This window comes from Leclercia sp. G3L, from assembly GCF_021117075.1.
Classification (GTDB): domain Bacteria; phylum Pseudomonadota; class Gammaproteobacteria; order Enterobacterales; family Enterobacteriaceae; genus Enterobacter; species Enterobacter adecarboxylatus_C.
On sequence record NZ_CP088263.1, the window covers coordinates 173,844 to 193,023 of the forward strand.

Annotated in this window: 15 protein-coding genes; 2 read left to right on the forward strand and 13 right to left on the reverse strand. The window is 42.8% G+C overall.

Annotated features, from left to right (window positions below):
- Positions 1–158: 158 nt before the first annotated feature.
- The 12 genes from LRS40_RS00920 to LRS40_RS00975 all read right to left on the reverse strand — a co-directional run bounded on the left by LRS40_RS00920 (position 159) and on the right by LRS40_RS00975 (position 15,325).
- Positions 159–1,166 carry a ParB family protein gene (locus LRS40_RS00920; protein ID WP_001278833.1) on the reverse strand — a complete coding sequence of 336 codons (1,008 nt, stop codon included), beginning with the start codon at positions 1,164–1,166 and terminating at the stop codon, positions 159–161.
- Positions 1,163–2,416: a ParA family protein gene (locus LRS40_RS00925; RefSeq protein WP_039026198.1), complete on the reverse strand. Its 1,254-nt coding sequence runs from the start codon at positions 2,414–2,416 to the stop codon at positions 1,163–1,165. Before LRS40_RS00925 ends, LRS40_RS00920 begins: the two co-directional genes overlap by 4 nt.
- A gap of 3,335 nt (positions 2,417–5,751) precedes the next feature.
- The gene (trhC, locus tag LRS40_RS00930) at positions 5,752–8,433 is read right to left on the reverse strand and encodes an IncHI-type conjugal transfer ATPase TrhC (RefSeq protein WP_001255540.1); all 2,682 of its coding nucleotides are present in this window, start codon (positions 8,431–8,433) and stop codon (positions 5,752–5,754) included.
- An 8-nt stretch (positions 8,434–8,441) separates the two neighbouring features.
- Entirely contained in the window at positions 8,442–9,392 is a 951-nt protein-coding gene (locus tag LRS40_RS00935; RefSeq protein ID WP_001022266.1) for a TraV family lipoprotein, read from the reverse strand.
- A 9-nt stretch (positions 9,393–9,401) separates the two neighbouring features.
- Positions 9,402–10,154: a protein-disulfide isomerase HtdT gene (htdT, locus tag LRS40_RS00940; protein WP_010892304.1), complete on the reverse strand. Its 753-nt coding sequence runs from the start codon at positions 10,152–10,154 to the stop codon at positions 9,402–9,404.
- A gap of 105 nt (positions 10,155–10,259) precedes the next feature.
- A complete protein-coding gene (locus tag LRS40_RS00945; RefSeq protein WP_000429933.1) occupies positions 10,260–10,772 on the reverse strand; it encodes a hypothetical protein in 513 nt (170 codons plus the stop codon).
- Between the two features lie 8 nt (positions 10,773–10,780).
- Positions 10,781–12,139 (reverse strand): IncHI-type conjugal transfer protein TrhB, encoded by a 1,359-nt coding sequence (gene trhB / locus LRS40_RS00950; RefSeq protein ID WP_000351840.1) that lies wholly within the window; start codon positions 12,137–12,139, stop codon positions 10,781–10,783.
- Complete coding sequence (gene htdO / locus LRS40_RS00955; RefSeq protein WP_001224094.1) at positions 12,129–12,569, reverse strand: plasmid transfer protein HtdO; 441 nt, start codon at positions 12,567–12,569, stop codon at positions 12,129–12,131. The genes trhB and htdO overlap by 11 nt, the downstream gene beginning before the upstream one ends.
- 1 nt (position 12,570) lies before the next feature.
- Positions 12,571–13,803 (reverse strand): type-F conjugative transfer system secretin TraK, encoded by a 1,233-nt coding sequence (locus LRS40_RS00960; RefSeq protein ID WP_000202110.1) that lies wholly within the window; start codon positions 13,801–13,803, stop codon positions 12,571–12,573.
- A 2-nt stretch (positions 13,804–13,805) separates the two neighbouring features.
- Entirely contained in the window at positions 13,806–14,591 is a 786-nt protein-coding gene (locus tag LRS40_RS00965) for a TraE/TraK family type IV conjugative transfer system protein (protein WP_000771920.1), read from the reverse strand.
- Positions 14,592–14,602: 11 nt separating this feature from the next.
- Positions 14,603–14,920, reverse strand: a complete 318-nt coding sequence (locus LRS40_RS00970) for a type IV conjugative transfer system protein TraL (protein ID WP_000203871.1) — start codon at positions 14,918–14,920, stop codon at positions 14,603–14,605.
- 51 nt (positions 14,921–14,971) lie between these two features.
- The gene (locus tag LRS40_RS00975) at positions 14,972–15,325 is read right to left on the reverse strand and encodes a pili assembly chaperone (RefSeq protein ID WP_000424120.1); all 354 of its coding nucleotides are present in this window, start codon (positions 15,323–15,325) and stop codon (positions 14,972–14,974) included.
- A gap of 562 nt (positions 15,326–15,887) precedes the next feature.
- Here LRS40_RS00975 and LRS40_RS00980 point away from each other — a divergent pair.
- Positions 15,888–16,232: a hypothetical protein gene (locus LRS40_RS00980; protein WP_153253765.1), complete on the forward strand. Its 345-nt coding sequence runs from the start codon at positions 15,888–15,890 to the stop codon at positions 16,230–16,232.
- Positions 16,233–16,678: 446 nt separating this feature from the next.
- Here LRS40_RS00980 and LRS40_RS00985 read toward each other — a convergent pair whose 3' ends face one another.
- Positions 16,679–17,554 (reverse strand): RepB family plasmid replication initiator protein, encoded by an 876-nt coding sequence (locus LRS40_RS00985; protein ID WP_001282731.1) that lies wholly within the window; start codon positions 17,552–17,554, stop codon positions 16,679–16,681.
- A gap of 534 nt (positions 17,555–18,088) precedes the next feature.
- Between LRS40_RS00985 and LRS40_RS00990 the strand changes: the two genes are divergently transcribed.
- Positions 18,089–19,165, forward strand: coding sequence for a hypothetical protein (locus LRS40_RS00990; protein WP_001015069.1), 1,077 nt, complete (start codon positions 18,089–18,091; stop codon positions 19,163–19,165).
- The last annotated feature ends 15 nt before the right edge of the window (positions 19,166–19,180 follow it).

Below are 19,180 nucleotides of genomic sequence, written 5' to 3' on the forward strand. Positions count from 1 at the left end.
CCTGCTTAACAATACCGTATATGTTAAAACCCATCATTATCAGATAGTTAAGATATTTTTTGCTATTGATTTCTTTTAGGACTTGGTAATGCGTAGACTAAATAAAAGCGTACATGAATAATTTCATCCGCATCTAATGATGCGGATATTTTTTGATTTTAATTATTCATTTCGCTCAGTTTTGATTTTATAAACTTCTCAATTTCGTCAATTAATTCTCGGTTCATTCTATTAAACTCAAAACGGATTTTACGCCCCGAGGAACTTTTGCTAATTCTTGCATATTTATCTTTATTAGTAAAAGTTGCCAATTCACGTGTATCCCAACCTTTGCTAGGTGGTTTAATATCAAGTTTTTCAACTACCGTTGTAATCTTCTCCATTACGGTTTTCTGTGCTTCAGCAATATCAGAAATATCCAGATCTCGAATTTCCTCACGTGTATTCTCAACAACTTCTTCAAGAGAAAATAAATTCTTCTCTATATATTTTTGAAGTCGGAATAGGCGATTGTAATAAGAATTCGGAATAGCTTCATAGTCAGGAAACAGTGCAATAAGAGTGCTGTTAATCTTTGCAGCCTGAACTCGCTTAGAGACGGACACGTGACTGATACCATGATAGTTTGCAAGCTCTTCATTGGTAACAAATCCATGCTCTTCCATTTCCCTTAAATACTTTAAACCTACTTCACGATATGAAAAGCGTCGAGAAGTTTGTGTTGCTGATATGATGGAATTAATATCATCTGCGTTAACATCATCAGGCAAAACCCATAATGGCAATTCTTTTGCTGATTGAATGCAACAGAAACGCCTGCGGCTACCTTCTATTAGCAGATACACTCCGTTCCGCTTAACTGCAACGCCCTCAGTATCAACACCTCTTGCTTCAATGTCCTTCAGAATATCTCTTACTGCATTTACAGAAAGAGCCTCCTGATTTCGTGGGTTCAGAGGGTGTACTGTGGTTTCCAGTTCCACCTTTTCCGCCGGAACAATGATGTGTTCCGCCTCAAGCTTCCGCCCATTGTGTAATGTAAAAAGTTTCTTCAGGCGTGGCTGACCTTTCAGGCCTTGAAGCCCGGAGCGATGGATTACTTCAGTACGCTTAGGCGCATTAATATAACGGGATTTGTCGTTCCCGATATGCTGCTCATCACTCATACATTACCCCCTTGCTTCACTGAAAAACTCTTAATCTCATTAATAAATTGCTGGTAGACCGCCATCACGGATTCTTCGGCAACATCAAGCTGTTTGGGAGAGCAGAGCTCTTCTGATTTTTTGATATCCAATACGGTTCTACCCCTAGAAGCTGCGGCTTTAAACGCTTCTGAGTTTTTGATATTTGCAGACATAAAGAGTTCCTGCACTGTCCTTACCAGTTTATCCAGGACAATCTTTTCATAGGGACTCTTATCGTCGACATTCACTGCCAACACTTTGAACCAGCTTAGATTTTCGCCCTTGCTCGGCGATTGTTTGAATCGCTCACTGATCGTCAACATGAAATCAGTTGTTGAGGCATAATCATACTCACGAGGTGAAACGGCAACCAAAATGCCATCAGCAGCTTCATCCGCTGCCCATGTGATTGGCGAATCTTCTGGTGGAGTATCGATAATGATCAGGTCGTACTTGCTCTTCAAGACCGGCAGGATTACCTCTTTAAAACGTAGTAATAACTCAGTTCGTTCTTCTCTGGAACACTGCCAGTATTTATCTTTGAAACGTGCATCTGTAGGGAATGCGGTAATAACATCAAGATTCGGAAGGTGTGTTGAAAAAGGCATACCTTCAATAATTTGTTCTTCCGAGTACCCTAAATCAAGATATTTTCTGTAATCTGAGTCTTCTTCGTAAACCCCTAAGATGGCGTCAATAGCAGTCAGGAAAACATCATCTTCCGCTACGCTCTGGATCATCCCGCTTCCAATAGACCCTTGTGGGTCCCATTCGATCAACAGTATCCGCGCGTTTAGATGCAAATCAAGTGCTGCCGCAACTGCAAGAACGCCTGAAGTTGTACTCTTCCCCGTACCACCCTTATGGTTCTGCGTTACGATTGTACGGCTACAGTAGAAGTCGCTATATCGAGGATAGTTCAGAGCATCCATTATTTTCTGGACATCCCAGCGGGTATAGAGATGGTTTTTGTTCTGGTAGATAGGAGCACCAACCAGTTCTTTTTCTTCAAGATCCGCTAAGATTTTGTTAAAAGTTACGCGAGATTTACCAAAAAAATCTGACAGATTTTTTTTATTCAAGCAGTGGTTATAGATTAGGCGATCAACACCGTCTACACTATCATCCGATACCGAAACCCTCGAAGAGACCAATAATGACTCTTTCAGAGAGATCTGCTCGCTCTTCATGCGTTGACCGACAAGGGCGATCTTATCAATTAGATTCATTCTCTTCCGATCCCTTTTACCTAAATAGTGAAATTAAACGTATATACGTAAACTTTACGCATAATGCGTATACTTTAGCGTTATGCGTTTAATAGTAACCTTAATTCTATTATTACGCTAACGTTCTGTATTCTTTTCTTAGATTTTGGAATATCTGCATTATTGAATTTCAATTGGCAGTTGATTGAAGTCTTCCAAAAGCCTCTTAAGTATCAACAATACCAATCTTCCGACATAGCAGGATCACTCCATAGATGTGGCAATAAGGGGGGTAAATCCCACGGTACCCGACCAGCATTACCCCATAGCCTGGCGATTAAGGGGGTTAAATGCCATGGTACGAGACCAGCATTCCTCCATGGCCTGGCGATTAAGGGGGTTAAATGCCACGGTACCCGACCAGCTTCCCCATGGCCTGGCGATTAAGGGGGTTAAATGCCACGCTACGCGACCAGCTTCTCCATGGCCTGGCGATTAAGGGGGTTAAATGCCACGCTAAGCGACCAGCTTCCTCATGGCCTGGCGATTAAGGGGGTTAAATGCCACGCTACGCGACCAGCTTCTCCATGGCCTGGCGATTAAGGGGGTTAAATGCCACACTACGCGACCTGCTTCCCCATAGCCTGGCGATTAAGGGGTTAAATGCCACGCTACGAGACCAGCTTCCCCATAGCCTGGCGATTAAGGAGGTTAAATGCCACGCTACGCGACCTGCTTCTCCATGGCCTGGCGATTAAGGGGTTAAATGCCACACTACGCGACCTGCTTCCCCATAGTCTGGCGATTAAGGGGGTTAAATGCCACGCTACGAGACCAGCTTCCCCATAGCCTGGCGATTAAGGGGGTTAAATGCCACGCTACGCGACCAGCCTCCCCATGGCCTGGCGATTAAGGGGGTTAAATGCCACGGTACCCGACCAGCTTCCCGCCATGCTCTGGCGATTAAGGGGGTTAAATGCCAGGATACGCGACCAGCATTCCCCATGGTCTGGCGAATAAGGGAGTTAAATACCACGGTACCTGACCAGCATGACCCCATGTCCTGGCGATTAAAGGATTAAATGCCACGCTACGCGACCAGCCTCCCCATGGCCTGGCGATTAAGGGGGTTAAATGCCACGGGACACGACCAGCTTTCCTCCATGGTCTGGCGATTAAGGGGGTTAAATTCCATGGGACACGCCCAGCTTTCCTCCATGGTCTGGCGATTAAGGGGGTTAAATCCCACGGTACCCGACCAGCTTCCCGCCATGCTCTGGCGATTAAGGGGGTTAAATGCCAGGATACGCGACCAGCATTCCCCATGGTCTGGCGAATAAGGGAGTTAAATACCACGGTACCTGACCAGCATGACCCCATGTCCTGGCGATTAAAGGGTTAAATGCCACGCTACGCGACCAGCCTCCCCATGGCCTGGCGATTAAGGGGGTTAAATGCCACGGTACCCGACCAGCTTGCCTCCATGGTCTGGCGATTATGGGGGTTAAATCCCACGGTACCCGACCAGCAGGCACCGTGGTCATTGGCTAAAGGGGAAATTGCCTCGGCTTGCAGACAGGACAACGTGACGCCCTAGCGGTTAAGTGGGTTTAATACGACGGTACACAATAAGTATCCCACCAGAATCTGTCTATTGAGTGGATTAGATTAAAAGATATTCGGCCTGGATCTCGACTTAGAATGACGAAATATTTGGCAAAAAAATAGGGTATTCGGCAAATCCTGTTGTTAGGACATCCCGAATACCCAAAAAATATTTGGCAATCAATATGAATTGCCCATACCCCCAATTGACAATAAAAGAGTTTTTTGGCAATTCGTATAATTAGGCCAATTCATCCGTGTCGTCTATTGCACTAACGAAGTATTCCGTGCGGTAGTCATCTCCCCCCCTCAACTAGACTGAAGGTGATCCATCTTTTGCAAGCGTACGGTCACCTGACACGCTGTCCGCTCGTACAGGAATTGTCATGCATTCTTTAATGGTATCTGCTTCAGCCACGTGTCCAGTACACTGGTTTTCAAATCCAGCAACTACTACATACGCATCCGGGTCGAGCCTTTTAAGCTGGTCTATAAGCTCTTTTACTTTTATGGGTTACCTCTACGTTTTTGTATATTTTATCACGCTGAACGGAAGGGCGAATAACTGTAGTGAAACAAAAAAAGTTTTGGCCGGAAAACCTTTTAGACTGGCTTTCCTTTAGCAAAGAACTGGTGAATAGGGGAGCAATTCCGCGCTACGCAACCAGCATCCCATCGTGTACAGACGAGTAAGTGGTTAAATGGCCTGGTACCCGGCAATAATCCCTCCATGGTCTGCCGATTAAGGGGTTAAATGCCACAGTACCCGACCAGCTTCCCCCCATGGTCTGGCGATTAAGGGGGTTAAATACCACGGGACACGACCAGCTTTCCTCCATGGTCTGGCGATTAAGGGGGTTAAATGCCACGGTACGCAACCAGCTTTCCTCCATGGTCTGGCGATTAAGGGGGTTAAATGCCACGGGACACGACCAGCTTTCCTCCATGGTCTGGCGATTAAGGGGGTTAAATTCCATGGGACACGCCCAGCTTTCCTCCATGGTCTGGCGATTAAGGGGGTTAAATGCCACGGTACGCAACCAGCTTCCCTCCATGGTCTGGCGATTAAGGGGGCTCAATGCCACGGTACCCTACCAACTTTCTACCATGGTCAGTCGATTCAAGTGGTTAAATTTCGTTATTGAATAAGCTTAAAATGGTTTCTTATTCCAACCAGAAAGTTAGATGGTTAAGTTATTATGGAGATAAGACCTGATCTTACTTGTTTTTTGGTTGTTTTAACAAACCATTCACCTTAATAATATCTACGCATCGCATAACAGTTGCATTCTCAAATCTAATTAACGTATAGTTTATACAACCATCATCTAGATATTAGATCCAATTATTTCAAAGACTTAAAAGAAAAAACGATAAATTCATCTATATAATGGTTATTTATTATAACCGTAAAAATGATGTTTGTATCTGCCATACAAAAACCACACCCCCTTGGTTGGTTCTTGTACCCAAAACATAATACCTGATCTGATTAACTTCACAGCAAAAGCCTGGTAGGGAGAATAATTCTGGAGTAAATTTCATCATATTCATTCACCTTCAAAAGAAGAATGACAAAGGCATCGAATTTCATGTATGACGGTTTGAGAGGACTTAATCCGAGCTAGATATTCTTAACCCGGGCTATTATTTCGGGGGAGGGCAGGCAATGACAGCTAACAACTATTTACTTCAAAGACGTACTGGATACCTCAGTCAAAACAAAATGAGGTAACCAGTAACTTAAAACGTCAGGCAGCTGATTTGCTCGCAACTTCCTGTTCGTACAGAATCTCAATTGCTTCGCCGTAAGAGCAATCAAGTCGGCTTTGGATTTCCCATAGTTTTCCACGATCGGTGCTGTCAGTCGTAAAGCAAAGCTCCATTTTTCTATCTACATAGAGGCGACATATCTCCTGGAAATTTTCGAATCGTACGAGCATCTCGGAAAATGCACGCTTTACCGTTCGAATATTTTTCATACGCTCATATTCCGCATCAGTTGTGGAGAAGTAGTTGTTCACCTTCATGGCTTCAATACTTTCCTTTTCCTGCTTCATGATGATCTTCCACGGCGAGTTAGCCGTTAGTGCGCGACCAACCGATGAGGTGAAGTAATCTTCAAAGGATTGAGTAATACAAATACCGGCACAGTTCGTTTTCCTGAATCGGCGCCAAGCGGCCTCAAGGAAAGAGGAGAAAAATTGATTTGAATGATTACTGGAACCTGAAGCATTGTCCGGACGGATATACTCCCATGCCTCATCAAGTATGAACAACCGGCGGCGTCCGTCTTTCTTGATAAACATTGCATGCTGAGCGGCCTGAATAATCGACATCAGAACGACAGTCTGAAGGTGTGGGGTCCCCTTCAATTCTTCAAGTTCCAGAACAATAAACCGGCTATCAAAATTTATTGGCGGGAGATTTTCTGTAAAGCGATTCCCATAAATCCCTCCTTCACACCATTGCCCCAACTGGTCACCGATATCTTTAATACGCTTATCTTCATGGTTAGAACAGCGTCGCGCAAATCCAGTAATAGAGCCTGTACGTCCAACTTTGCGTGATTCGTTATATTCTTCACTAATCAGTTGCAGCATGACCGATTGTTGAAAATCATCAATATTTCCTTTTTCAGATGCCATTATTTTTAACTGGTTTAGAACCATAATGGTCTGGGCTACTTTATCCTTATCATCATCATGATTATTTGAATCGTCATTAAAGACAGGTGCTTCATCAAAAACACGCTCTCCAACAGTCACATCAGTCAAAAATGCGAATGGATTTAGCGTAAAATCAGGCTTTTTCCCAAAGTCTATAAACTGACTATTAGTATATTGTTCCGAAATACCTTGGTATGAGCGTCCGACATCAACTACGAAAATCTGGGCTCCATCAGGGTCAAATGCATCATAAGAATTGTTTTTGAATCCCTCAAAAGTATCTCGATAATGGATCAGATTATTAGAACGCGGACCTGCGCCTAGATAATTATTAATGATGTATGCGACCCAGAATGATTTACCAGCACCAGACGTTGCACCAACGACCATGTTATAGCTGGCAGAAGTCTTGAAGATATCCAGCCCCAACAGCTGTCCTTCTCGTGAGACAAGGTTAAGTACGGGTCTGTCCGTATTACCTTTCCAAGGACCAAATATGGGGGTCATGTGCGCAGCACCAGTATTACTCACGACCTCAAAACGATCCAGTTCTAGTATTGTCTTTGGGTCATTACACATTGGCAGGCTTGAAACAAATGAGGGAAATACTATGTACGAGTCATCAGCAACATTAACACGACTTTCCAGATAAAATGATTTTAACTGGTCTGCGGCAGACTGAACATCAACTGCTGAATTCCCCATTACAGTAAATGTCAGATAACTGTGTAGGAGGCGAGCCCCATCTTCAAGTTCGCGTGTTATCGTCATGTAATCATTATCCATATCCTTTAATCTTGGACAAAACGTCAAAACTGTTGGAATACTGGCTTGTTTGTTAGTAATTGCCTTATATCTGACGTTTTCTCTTGATAATTTTAAAGGATCGGCGAAATGGACAGTCTGGGTTATCATGAAAGGGCTAAAGATCGTTTTACGTCCATTCAACCAATTAACTACAAGTTCATACATGCAGCCAAAGTTTACAAATTCTGGAAACTTCACTACTGATAATTGTTTGAAATAACGATGCTCAGAAATATCATTGCTCTGCGTTGTAGATGAGAAATGATTCTCTGTCACTGTATATTTTCGACCCGGTACATTGATCTGCTCGTTTAGGCGTCTCATGGTGCTAGCTTCAACATGACCTTCAGACCAACGCGATGTTTTTCCCGGATGCAATAACTTATCCATGCAATAAAGCCAATTTTCAGCACCAACTTTGTGTGGGAAAAGGCCTACTGTATTCAACTTACTGATTAAGTCAGAGTAAAGCGCATCAATGCGAGTCTTTTCTATTTCAGAAGGAAGTGCTGACTTCAATGGAATTGAAAAGGAAATCCAGACCTGAAAATCTCGAAGCATCAATTTATCGTGGTCCGGCTTCAAAGGTTCATTCAGGCTTCGGTCATAATAATCCAGTTGATATGCAGTGAGTAAATCCCCCTTAAGCTTATCATGACCTTCCATTCGACCACCACGAACGGCAGACCAGGCACTTAAGTGCAAGATCAAGTCTGGCAGCGCAGTTAATGAGGTCTGACAGATGGTGTCAGTTGGGAAGTCCATTTTAAATAATTCAGTTAACACATCCTGCTGATTATCAAAGACACCGGGCGACGGACTACAGATAAACATAAAACCGAGTCGGTTTCCGTCAAGTAGAAAATAATGTGTACCCGGAATCTGATCATACACGGGAATAAATCCACCTAACTGATGACGGCTTAATTCTTTATTATAGACGTTAGCTGATCTCATTCGTGACCTCAGAGTTGTCTCACAATACCGTTTGACGAAACTGCTTTCGTTGCTCGCTGTTGCTGTTGCATATTTTCACGAGCCGCATCCTGGACTTCCAAAGGAACAATTCGTGCCGGATTTGATGTTGAATTTTTGCCCGCAATCCAAGTTTGCGGTTTGACATTCACATAAACAAAGCCAGGCAGATTTAGCGCGTCATTATCATCCGTATATGGTGCAAAGGTGATTCTCATGACGCGGCCTTGCTGAAGCACAGCAAGAGGCTCTGGTGCAACGACTGCCTGTTTGTAGCCTTGTGTACGGTATTGCTGTACCTGCCCAGAGCTGAGCGTAGGATTTACTGGCTGTCCATTGTTAATGGAATAAAGGTCTTTACTTGCATTGATATCAGAATTTGGTGCTACATAGCGCGGTGCAGGCGCGGGAGTAACAACCTGAGTTGTTTTTTTCACGACTTCAGCAGACGGATGCAAAAAGGGGTTAACGGATGACCCATTTGAGTTGTAACTCGTTGTCATCCGTACATTAGAATTAACAGGATTCCCGCTGATTGGCCGTGGTCCAATTGTTGAAGTTGGCGCCCCCATTTTTAATGTCTGATCATACATCACCGGGAGCTGTCCAACCGGTTTTACTTCCGTCGTTGTGTATGTCACTGGCTTATTAACAAGTACAGACGACTTGGGGTACTGCACTGCGCCAGGCGGCGTTAGTTGGGCAGGGTACTGGCTGTCATTGACAGCCGATTTCCCCTTTCCCGAATTAGCCTCTTCCTCCCCAAGGCCGGAGAGATCATCACGATTGTTCGTCAGTTCCATAACTTCACGCGGGCCTTTACAAATAACTCCTTTTTCAATTCCCGGGCATTCAGATTCTGCGCTGCCAATAGTACAACCCGCCAGGTATGAAGATGAACCAACAACCAGAGCGCTGAAAATAACTTTTTTAATGTTCATTTCATTACCTTAATTAGTATCAAATGGGTTTTTGAGTAAGGGTTCGACACTTTGTTTTAACCAGTAATCAAAATCTTTCGGTATGCCATTACCAGCGAGTCCATCCTGTCTTACAACTGAGGGGACTCCCTGTAATTTATAAATGCCAGCCAGCATTAATGACGCGACTAACGGTTCAGCCGGACATGCTTCTGCCTCTTCTTTCGTCAGGAGTCGTTTTTCTATATCGGCCTTATTACCCATAAGCCAACGCAAGATATCAAGATCATTCACTTTGCCTTTTTCTTTACTGCACCATAATTGACGCAATTCCTGCTTTGGCTCGCCGGGGGAGGGGATTAAAACTATATCGACCCGATACTTTTCGCGTTCATCATAGAATTTCTTTATTAAATCCTGACAACCGTCACAATCAAGCGTAATAAATATTGCCGCTTGACGTTTGAGTTTTGGGTTTCCTAAAGGTATCGATGCCACAGTTTCAAGAGGGAAAGGGGCGTCGTCTAAATTAATAAAGAACGACTTTCGTATATCCTCTACTGATAACACTGACTTTCTCTGAAGAATGTCCATGACGCTCCCCCCCGTGATTGTATACCGTCCGTCAGTGGTCACCGCCATCAACTGAGAACGTTCATCCTGGAACAAATAAAGACCGCCAGTAGGGATGTAAATAGCATCTTTAGGCTTATAGCTTTTCATTTTCGCCAATACACCGTCTAAAGGTTTCGTTGATACTCCACCTTCTTTTGCCTTTTCCATTAACGCAGCGGCATCACGATTGTTTAATACATTTTCAACAGCCAGAGTAAGCGGCGGGCACGCTGAGGTAATGGAAATCAGCAGAGACAAAAGTAACTTTTTCAATTATCGAATCTCACTTTCTTTAGGTTCGCCTGGAAGAGATTGTACCTCACCAAAACTTCCACCAAGGTCGATATAAGAGACTATTTCAACATTCTCTGGAATAGTTACTGCCAAGGATGCATCAATAACCAAATAGCCACGTTCACGGTAAACCTTCATTAATGCCTTAAAATAATTTTCAAAGTTAGTTTTGGATTGCTGCGAATCCAACACCGGATTTTGCTTATTAAATACTTTTCTTAAAGTTTGCATATCCAGCACGGCAATCTGGTAGGCCGGTTGCGACATTGCTTTGAAGTTGTCATATACAAAACGTCCACCCTTGTATCCATAGATCACGATAAGAACTGCCAGGCCTGCGACCATCAGATACTTAAGAGTTTTCTCGATATCGATCTCTAAAGTTACTTTTTTGGTAGTACGTATACCCCCAACCGGTTTAGCCGCGTCGATATTTAAGCTATCAGCAGACTCACTCTTTTTTGGTGATTCATTGTCGTTGTTATTTTCCATAATTATTCTCAGCGGCTTGTCAGGTTTGTAGGTATTGTCGCCCCTTTTTGAACAACAAAAGTAATTGGGCGCCCTGGGCTAATTTCTACAATTGGCCACTGCTGCTCAGCTATTGACGTATAGTAGTCCACAAGACGGTTTAGACCCCCCTGAGCTGCACCGGCTCCGGCCAGCGCTCCTAATGCACCTATGTTTGGCGATTGGTATTGTGCCGTAGAGTTTGGATCTATATTAAGCGAAGACACCTTTGATGGACTCAGACTCCCCGCCAATGCTGACAGCCCTCCTGCAAACGCAGAACCTGCAATCGCATTTCCATTTCTGCTTATCAGATTCCCACGAATGCCATTTTTCCCGTCATTTTCACTAACCGCATAAGCTTCCACTATTACGTCGAATGCTTTTCCTTTCGAGTTGACACACGATATGGAGGTTGCCCTAATGTACGCACGCTGAGATGCCAGATCCCCCACAGCAGAACCCAATAAATTACAATCACGCAAATCCATCGTGTAATTGTTAGGCATGATGATGTCTTTTTTAATGCGCATGGTAACCGGCATCGGTTCTGCTTTAGAGGACAAACTCGTTGGAGCTTCCAGCCCGGTAATTAGCACCCCAGTAATAATTGACGTCGCTGGAAGAAACATTTCATCCTTACGGGCCGCATGACGAGCTTTACTATCAACAGGTGCAGTCCCATCGCCGCGAATAGTTCGCGTTGGGGCCTTTTCACTTCCCGCAACAACCTCGCGCCCCTCTCTGATCCGGTTCTCTGATATCGGCATCACCTGAATGACACCATCAGTGCCGTTTGTCTTAATTGAACTCTGTGTTATTGTCCGCATTGGACTGTTTCGGGTCGGAGATATAGGTGCGTATCCAGAACTAACCCCGTTCACCGCTGCATTTGGATTAAGCTGGTATGGCTTTGCTGGGGCTTGTTCATTGACGTTGTTGCGTGGTCCGCCTGCATCGAGATTGCGATTACCATTTCTTGAGGTCTGCATTTCAGTCAACTGCGTAGTGAGTTGCTGAACTTGCGAAGCAAGACTGGCTATCTGTGCTTTGTTTTCTTGCTGAGCCTTTTCAGCTTTGTCACGGTCAGCCTTGGCAGCGTTCTGGTCAATACGGTTCTGCCTTACCATTTCGTTATAAGTCTTCTGGCTTTCCTCATTACTCAGCTTGTTCATTTGTGAATCATCAATAAGGAATCCAGTTTGCATATCTTTTTTCTGGGTTTTCTTCTCTTTTTTAACTGGTGTGGTAAAGATTGATTGACTGATGACAACAATCAATACCATCAATGCAGCACCAATTACTGAGATTCTGACAGTTTTATTTTCCCAGGCCTTTTTAATGTCCATTATTAACTCCATTCTTTGGTTGCTGGAATCGCTTAACTTTCAAATTCCGCTCGTATTCTGTCATCTGAGGCACGATATAAGGTTCACCAGCCCTGGGCCATTTATCTCCAACCGTCAAACCTGATTTATCAGACTCATCATGAACAAATTTCGAACCATTATTTTGCGTGCCCAATTCTTTTATTACATTAACTTCATGCCGACCGACAGACTCGGTTGAACTTCCAACAAATTTATCCGCAAGCGTTGGGTCGCTTATAACAATCGTGCTTTTCTCAAAGGCATCATCAACGATCTCACCCTGTCGGTGGACATCAGGAAATATATTCACGGTGCCTTTCGGGATATACTTAGTTTGGTAGTAATAACTGGTACCCAAAAAGACAACTAAACCAAACGAGATCACTGTAAGAAAAGTAGCTTTTCTCATATTATCTTTTAATCAGGCTTGGGCGCGTAGTAACACGAGTCTGACGCTCTTTAAATAATTTATCCCGCACAATATAAAGTTCGGTCTCTTCCCCGGGCTGAAGGAATGCTTTATCGAATAGAGCGCTTGCAACCACGCCTTCAGTTATACATTGCTGATCAGCCACTACCTGTCCGTAAGGCTTATCATTCTTAACAAGAACGACATCTATCAATTCCCGAGATCCCACCAGTCTTTGACCTAACTTGGCGTACATATTGAAATTACATGGGGACTGCTCTGAGCTTGGTATGCGTGACAAGCGGTCTTCTTGTAAACTGAAACCAGAAGGAACCTCACCCAGTGCAACCGGAGTCAACAAATCAATGATCCGCTGTTTATGGTCATCCTGCCGAGGGTCTGAAGGAGTCAACTCTTCTGATTGTGAGCGTGCCAGCATCTCATCATAATTTTGTTTATCAAGAGAAGTTTCTCGTTTTGCCTGCATTGTCGGGCTCAAAGAAGTTGTTACTGAAATCATGGCCCCTGGTACATCCAGTGGAACCAGTGTCAGGTTATAAGTAGATTCAGGAACTGAATCTTCTGAAAGCATAATTCCTATAGGCTTATCTGTATTTGTTGAAATAAAAACATCCCCGCCATTAACGAAAATACTGGCTTCATCAGCTGGCGTTGAAGTACTTACAGATGCATTTTTAAATGAAGTCGAAATTCTGTTTTGCAGCCCCCGAGAAACCGGGAGTACAATATTGCCACCAGGCGGAACGTTTACTCGTTGTACTTCTTTATAGCGATTACGTGCTTCAACATAAAGTTCATCTGCCTTTGAAGGGGACCCGGTACTTTGTGCATTTTGTTGAGGTTCTTTCCCTGCTGGTCTTCCGTAACTATCAAAATTTCCTGATTTAACCTGTTGCTGGTAACCAGCTAGAGTAGGGTTATTTGACAACGCCCCGGTTATTTCATTGACTGCGGGAGAAGCACTGCTTGCAGGTGAAAGACTTGGCAGAGCAGTTGTCGGTTTTGTTGCTTGTACGGTCTCAGTCGTAGTGCCAGTGTCTTTAATTATCGCATTTTTCACACCGTTCTGAAATTCATCGGCCCCGACAGGCATAACTACCGGATTATTTACTGTCGCCGGTAACTGATAGTCTTCAGCAAATACCACATTCGAAGTTGCCAGCAAAATCACTGCTGTAATCGCGGTGCAGTGAAAAACCTTTTTTGAAGTCATAATTAGTTACCTATTGACGGCGGCGGATTATCGAGTGTTGCCAGTTGTTCTTTGCCGTTGATTGTAATTTTCTTAATATTTGGTGTACCTGAATACTGGTTCACATAGGCTATGCGCGGTCGTCCATTTTTCATTCCCAGGACCCATTCAAACGTCCATTTGGATGATTCAGTTTTGTCCGGAACATTAATCAAACGAGTTGACTTTGTTCCCCAGACATAGACCATGTCATTTTTGGTGTCGTAATACATATCGATCGGCTTAAATGACTGCTCTACACCACGAGCCTGCATTATATTGGTTTGCTGCTGTAGTGATTCCCGGGTCTTTGCCTGTAAATCCGGAGAAAGCGCATCCAATATAGTTGTTGTAACAAAACCGATGTTTGTTGGGTTTATGTTTCCAATCAAAGTACTAAAGAATAAGGCCCACTGCGTTTTATATGATTCTGAGGCTTTATTTCCAACAACTTTGACTTCTTCCGTCATATTTGGCGGTAGCACTATAGTCACAGGATCAGTGAGAAATTGATTTTTTACAACCAGAACCCCAATAATGATCATTGCAACTGTATTCACACGTAGGAGTTTTTCGTCGCGTTTAATCAATGCACTATATGTAATTCCAATTTCAGAACCTTCAATTTCTTTACTAAAGCGTGCTTTTGAATCCAGAAAACTTCCTTTTACTTCTTCACCTCCTTTTTGCGAAGTCTCATCCTTGTTATCAAAATCGCCATTACTGGAATTTTTAATGAATGGAATTTTTAACCTGCTGAGAAGTTTCATTCTTAGCTCCATCAAGAATAGAGGTTTCTGATAAATGGATCGGTAAAGTAACGACTACTAAACACCGATTTTCCAGGAAAAAAGCCGTACCACCACAGTTTGTGTTTTAGTTTTCCTCTAATCCCTTCCTCTGCTGCTTTCTTATATGCAAACCAGAACACCACCGCCACAACTACCGAAGTTATAAAGAAATCAAAAATATTACCGCTCGCGATAGTCACGAATGTTATACCCAATTGCTTTGCATCCCAGAATAGAATTAGTAACGGCATATTTATTCTGTATGGAAAGCGATATGTATGTGGCGGTATCTCGTACTGGCTTGTCATAAAAACTCCAGAGAGGGGGAATATCCCCCTCATTGTTATTGTTCTAACAAATCACAGAGGAATACCAGCATCCAGGAACGAGCTGATAATTTTTTCACCGTTTGCCATAACCAGCATCATTAATGCTGATACCAGCGCCAAACCAAGGTTAGGTTTTACAACGCCGAAATAAGCCACCGAGAACAACATGCCGCACGCGATGATTTTACCCGGCGCACCAGTCAAGGCTTCGCTCATGTAGGCCCAGATATCGCCGAAGGCTCCATCATCGGAACCCGCGTACGCAAAACTGCAATTTGCTAAAACCAAGAGAATAAACAAAGGCACTTTTGCATGTTTGGACTTCAAAAATGCAAAAGCGTTAGTTTTTCCTCTTTCAACGTTAGTATTCAATGTCAGTTCCATAATTACTCCGTGTTGATTTAAATTCACGAAAACGCATTGGCATAATACTTTTTATTTTTCTTTCATTTTTCTGTTAACCACCTTTTTTTTGACTTAATTGCGCTTGGTGTTTTTTTAGCCATCGAATGTCAGAAAAGAATCCCGCATGTAATCGGATTAAAGAAGGTGCGTTTAATTAACATGCCAAATAGGGAAGAGGGGCATCGTCTGCCCCTTTACCATTTTTATGGCATTCATCCAGCCAGATATTTAACAAAGGACACGGTAAGGATGACATTCCAAAAGTCACTTTTCCCCCATTGATGCGAGTGCTTTTCACCCACAAGGATTATGTATCACCCATTCATACAAATGCTTTTCAATGAAAGCCACCTCTGCGGAGCACATTCATACGAATGCTGTTCGATGAAAGCAAAACTGCGGAGCTCATTCATTCAAATGCTGATTGGGGAATGCGCGTCTGCGGTGCCCATTCATTCAAATGCTTATCGTAAAAGTCACTTCTTCTGAATCCATTCATGCAAATGCTTTTCAAACAAAGACACCTATCAGGGACTCATTCATGCAAATGCTTTCCAACCAAAGGCAACTTACACTTCCCCATTCATTCAAATGCTTTCCGACCAAAGGCAACTTGCATTCTCCTATTCGTGCAAATGCTTTTCGAACAAAGGCACCTTACACTGTCCCTTGCGAGCCCTGCTTCCCGACCAAAAGCAACTTTCACCGCAGCATTCATACAAATGCTTTTTTCAAAAGGCACTTTTCTGCCGCCATTGAAGCAAATGCTTTTATACAAAAGGCACTTTTCTGCCGCCATTGGAGCAAATGCTTTTATACAAAAGGCACTTTTTTGCTCTCCATTGAAACAAATGCTTTTCATCTCCTTGATATCCAATTTGAGTAATTTTCATTTATTATCAGAATGTTATGTTATTTCTCTAGGTCCTTCATTGGCCTGCATATTCATAAAATGCCGTCGACCAGGCTCATATCCCAGTCGTTTGCAGGCGTTAAGGAACTGTAAATACGCCGAGTGGCACAAGGAGTATAGGGATTTGCGTTTAAAGCCCAATACAACACGATGGAGGGTAGTGTAGTTAAAGGCATATGTATGAATGAGTCTTATTAAACTAGCAAAATGAATAGGTTACGTTGTCTCAACTAGCAAGCATGATTTTTTCTGAAAAGCATTCGAACGAATACCAGAAGAACCCGGGTATCAGAAATGATAGGAAGTTTGGAAACAGGGAAGGGTGTTCAAATCCGGAGAAACATTAAAAAGCATTTGGATGAATGCCCATACTCCTCATTACATCCAAAGTAACTTTTGTGCGTACTATACCCGGAGCATCAACTGTGTTTTGCCAGAGCAAGTTTTGGACTTCTTTTAAAAATCTGGAACTGGATATCTCTACCTTTCTTAACCTCTTGATATTCAAGATATCCTATTGATTTTAACTCCAGCATCGCCTTCCTGATGATCTGGTTTTGAGTTCGTACAGGAGTCGTCAACAGAAGTCGCTCACGCAAACGCTTCATGCTTACGAATAGCGTACCGGCAGGCATCGCCTCAAAATATATGTACAGGCTTTGTGCTGCCTCTTTTTTAGCGAGAACCGAAAGCACCTGCAAACTAAGTAAGGTTTTATGATCATACCGGTAAAGCTCCCACATTGAGGGATCGCCCACCAACTCTACGGTGTCCTTCTTAGGATCAATCACTGCTTTCTGCACAAGGTGCGTGACAGTAAAACGTTCAGTTTTTGAATCACGGAAAGAAATCACAACGGAAGCTAGGTTTGCTAGCGCCTCCTGAAATCGTGAGCGAGTTCGCTTGTTTATGTTTGTAGAACTGATACCACACATTTTTGCAAACTCATTGAATGACAATGTGATTTTATCGGAAGCGAAACCATATTTGCTGAACGCCATTATGCAACCGAGCCAACACTTAAAATCGGTTGACATCGAAAGCTTAAGACCAGTGATCCGAATGTCATCGTATCCTTCTGAACGGGCCAGCTCCATGCTCGACAACTCATCAGAAGCGTCAACCTCAAAATTTCTGTATCGCTTCTCTTTAGTTCCCACCGGGGTAAAAACACTTAAGCGCAGTAAAGCAATGGGTTGGACCGATTTCGAAGAGTTTGGACTCAGTTGATAAGTCTTCCCTGTCTCCGTGTTGGTCACATCAAAAGGATGTGTTACCTCATTGTTATCACTCATTTAAATTTACCCACCATGGTTTATCCCTTGATACATTTAGATGTGAATAGATTATTCGTGCAAATGCTTTTCTCGCATTAAACTAAATGCCTTTTCAATTCAAGTAAATGCTTTTCTTATTCAATCAAATGCTTTTTACATGCACCTGAATGCCTGATCATGCTTATTCCATAATAAAATCAGTTATTTACGGCACCTGTGATCTTTTTTGTACTCTCTTGATCTCTCTTGATCTAAAGAATTGATCTAACTTGTGGAAAACGTGGATAAATTCCGTCTGTTAACCAACTCTGACCTAAAAAGTTCAGGTTCGGACTCTAGCCAAGTAGGGAATGCAGCCGGAAGAAGTATCAATCAATCTGAAGCTTTTAAGATATATTAATTTCAAACCATTCAGATTTAAAAATTTCAAATTAAAATGGCCTAATTCCTTCATAACTAAAATTACAGTCAAGCACCGAATTAATTGTTTTTTGCTTTTGGGTTATTTGAAACTGAGTCAATTAATGTATCATGTAATAAAAAGGAGGTTATATGAATCACTGCGACTATCAGATTATTGAGATCAGTCCTAAAGCACTTTTTATCGAATCTGGATTCAATCCACGTGAAGCGGTAATTGGTGAACTTTGTTATGAACAGGAACCAGTAAAATCGACCATTGTTTCTATTAAACAAGCCTATAAAGAGGGCAGACGAGTCGATTTAATTAAGGTTGTTAAGAAAGACTCCAATTACGTTGTAAGGCAGGGGCATTGCCGTTACAGAGCACTATCTCTTGCTCTTGCGGAAGGAGCTGATATTCAGCTCATTTCAGTAGTTGTTATGAACTATAAGAATAAAAGTGAAGAATACCTGGAGAACCTTGATGGGAATAGGAATAACGGTCTTAATCCCGTAGCCTTAGCTTATGCACTGGCAGAGGCGCTGAAGCTTGGCTCTACCGTTGAATCCCTTGCTATGCGCTATCAACGGTCTAGCACTGCTATTCGTAACCAGCTTAAAATCCTTGATATGCCTTTAGAACTACAACGTTTAATCAGTCTAAACCTGATTAAAAAAACACTCGCGATTGAGATCATGTTGAAGTATTCCAATGACCATGCAAAAGTCCTTGCACATTTGGAATCGTGTTCTCTTTTAGTACCATCAACTGAACCAGAACCTGTTTTATCTAAGACATCAAGCGTTCAAACATCATCAAACGATGAGAAACTAGATAACCCGGAAACACTCCCTGTTCATGTTATTCCTAAGGAAGTTAAAACAAAATCCATCACTCGCAGTTCATTGGGTATTAAACGGCTTTCTCATAAAAAAACTGAACGCTTAAAAACTGAATTTATCGGGCTGATTGATACTGTACGGCCAGCACTAAACGACAGTAATAAACTCACCGAATTAATTTTCGACGGACAACATTCCAATTTATTTACGAACATCAGCAGCACTTCCATCACAAAGACAACGGAAAGTGTAAAGATCACTCTAGATGAAGCAAAACTCCAGCTTTTATTAAGCCTTCTGAATGATGAAAATACTGCTATCATCATTCCAAAATCTAAGGTTACAGAACTGCATGAAATTCGTGACCTGTTAACAAGTGAGTAGAATGCTAAGGACCGT

Coding starts and splice junctions, on each gene's coding strand:
- trhB (WP_000351840.1), bottom strand. CDS start 12,139: ATGGACATTAAAAAGGCCTGGGAAAATAAAACTGTCAGAATCTCAGTA.
- LRS40_RS00935 (WP_001022266.1), bottom strand. CDS start 9,392: ATGAACATTAAAAAAGTTATTTTCAGCGCTCTGGTTGTTGGTTCATCT.
- LRS40_RS00985 (WP_001282731.1), bottom strand. CDS start 17,554: ATGAGTGATAACAATGAGGTAACACATCCTTTTGATGTGACCAACACG.
- LRS40_RS00990 (WP_001015069.1), top strand. CDS start 18,089: ATGAATCACTGCGACTATCAGATTATTGAGATCAGTCCTAAAGCACTT.
- htdO (WP_001224094.1), bottom strand. CDS start 12,569: ATGAGAAAAGCTACTTTTCTTACAGTGATCTCGTTTGGTTTAGTTGTC.
- LRS40_RS00965 (WP_000771920.1), bottom strand. CDS start 14,591: ATGAAACTTCTCAGCAGGTTAAAAATTCCATTCATTAAAAATTCCAGT.
- LRS40_RS00920 (WP_001278833.1), bottom strand. CDS start 1,166: ATGAGTGATGAGCAGCATATCGGGAACGACAAATCCCGTTATATTAAT.
- trhC (WP_001255540.1), bottom strand. CDS start 8,433: ATGAGATCAGCTAACGTCTATAATAAAGAATTAAGCCGTCATCAGTTA.
- LRS40_RS00960 (WP_000202110.1), bottom strand. CDS start 13,803: ATGACTTCAAAAAAGGTTTTTCACTGCACCGCGATTACAGCAGTGATT.
- LRS40_RS00980 (WP_153253765.1), top strand. CDS start 15,888: ATGCAAATGCTTTCCAACCAAAGGCAACTTACACTTCCCCATTCATTC.
- LRS40_RS00975 (WP_000424120.1), bottom strand. CDS start 15,325: ATGGAACTGACATTGAATACTAACGTTGAAAGAGGAAAAACTAACGCT.
- LRS40_RS00945 (WP_000429933.1), bottom strand. CDS start 10,772: ATGGAAAATAACAACGACAATGAATCACCAAAAAAGAGTGAGTCTGCT.
- htdT (WP_010892304.1), bottom strand. CDS start 10,154: ATGGAAAAGGCAAAAGAAGGTGGAGTATCAACGAAACCTTTAGACGGT.
- LRS40_RS00970 (WP_000203871.1), bottom strand. CDS start 14,920: ATGACAAGCCAGTACGAGATACCGCCACATACATATCGCTTTCCATAC.
- LRS40_RS00925 (WP_039026198.1), bottom strand. CDS start 2,416: ATGAATCTAATTGATAAGATCGCCCTTGTCGGTCAACGCATGAAGAGC.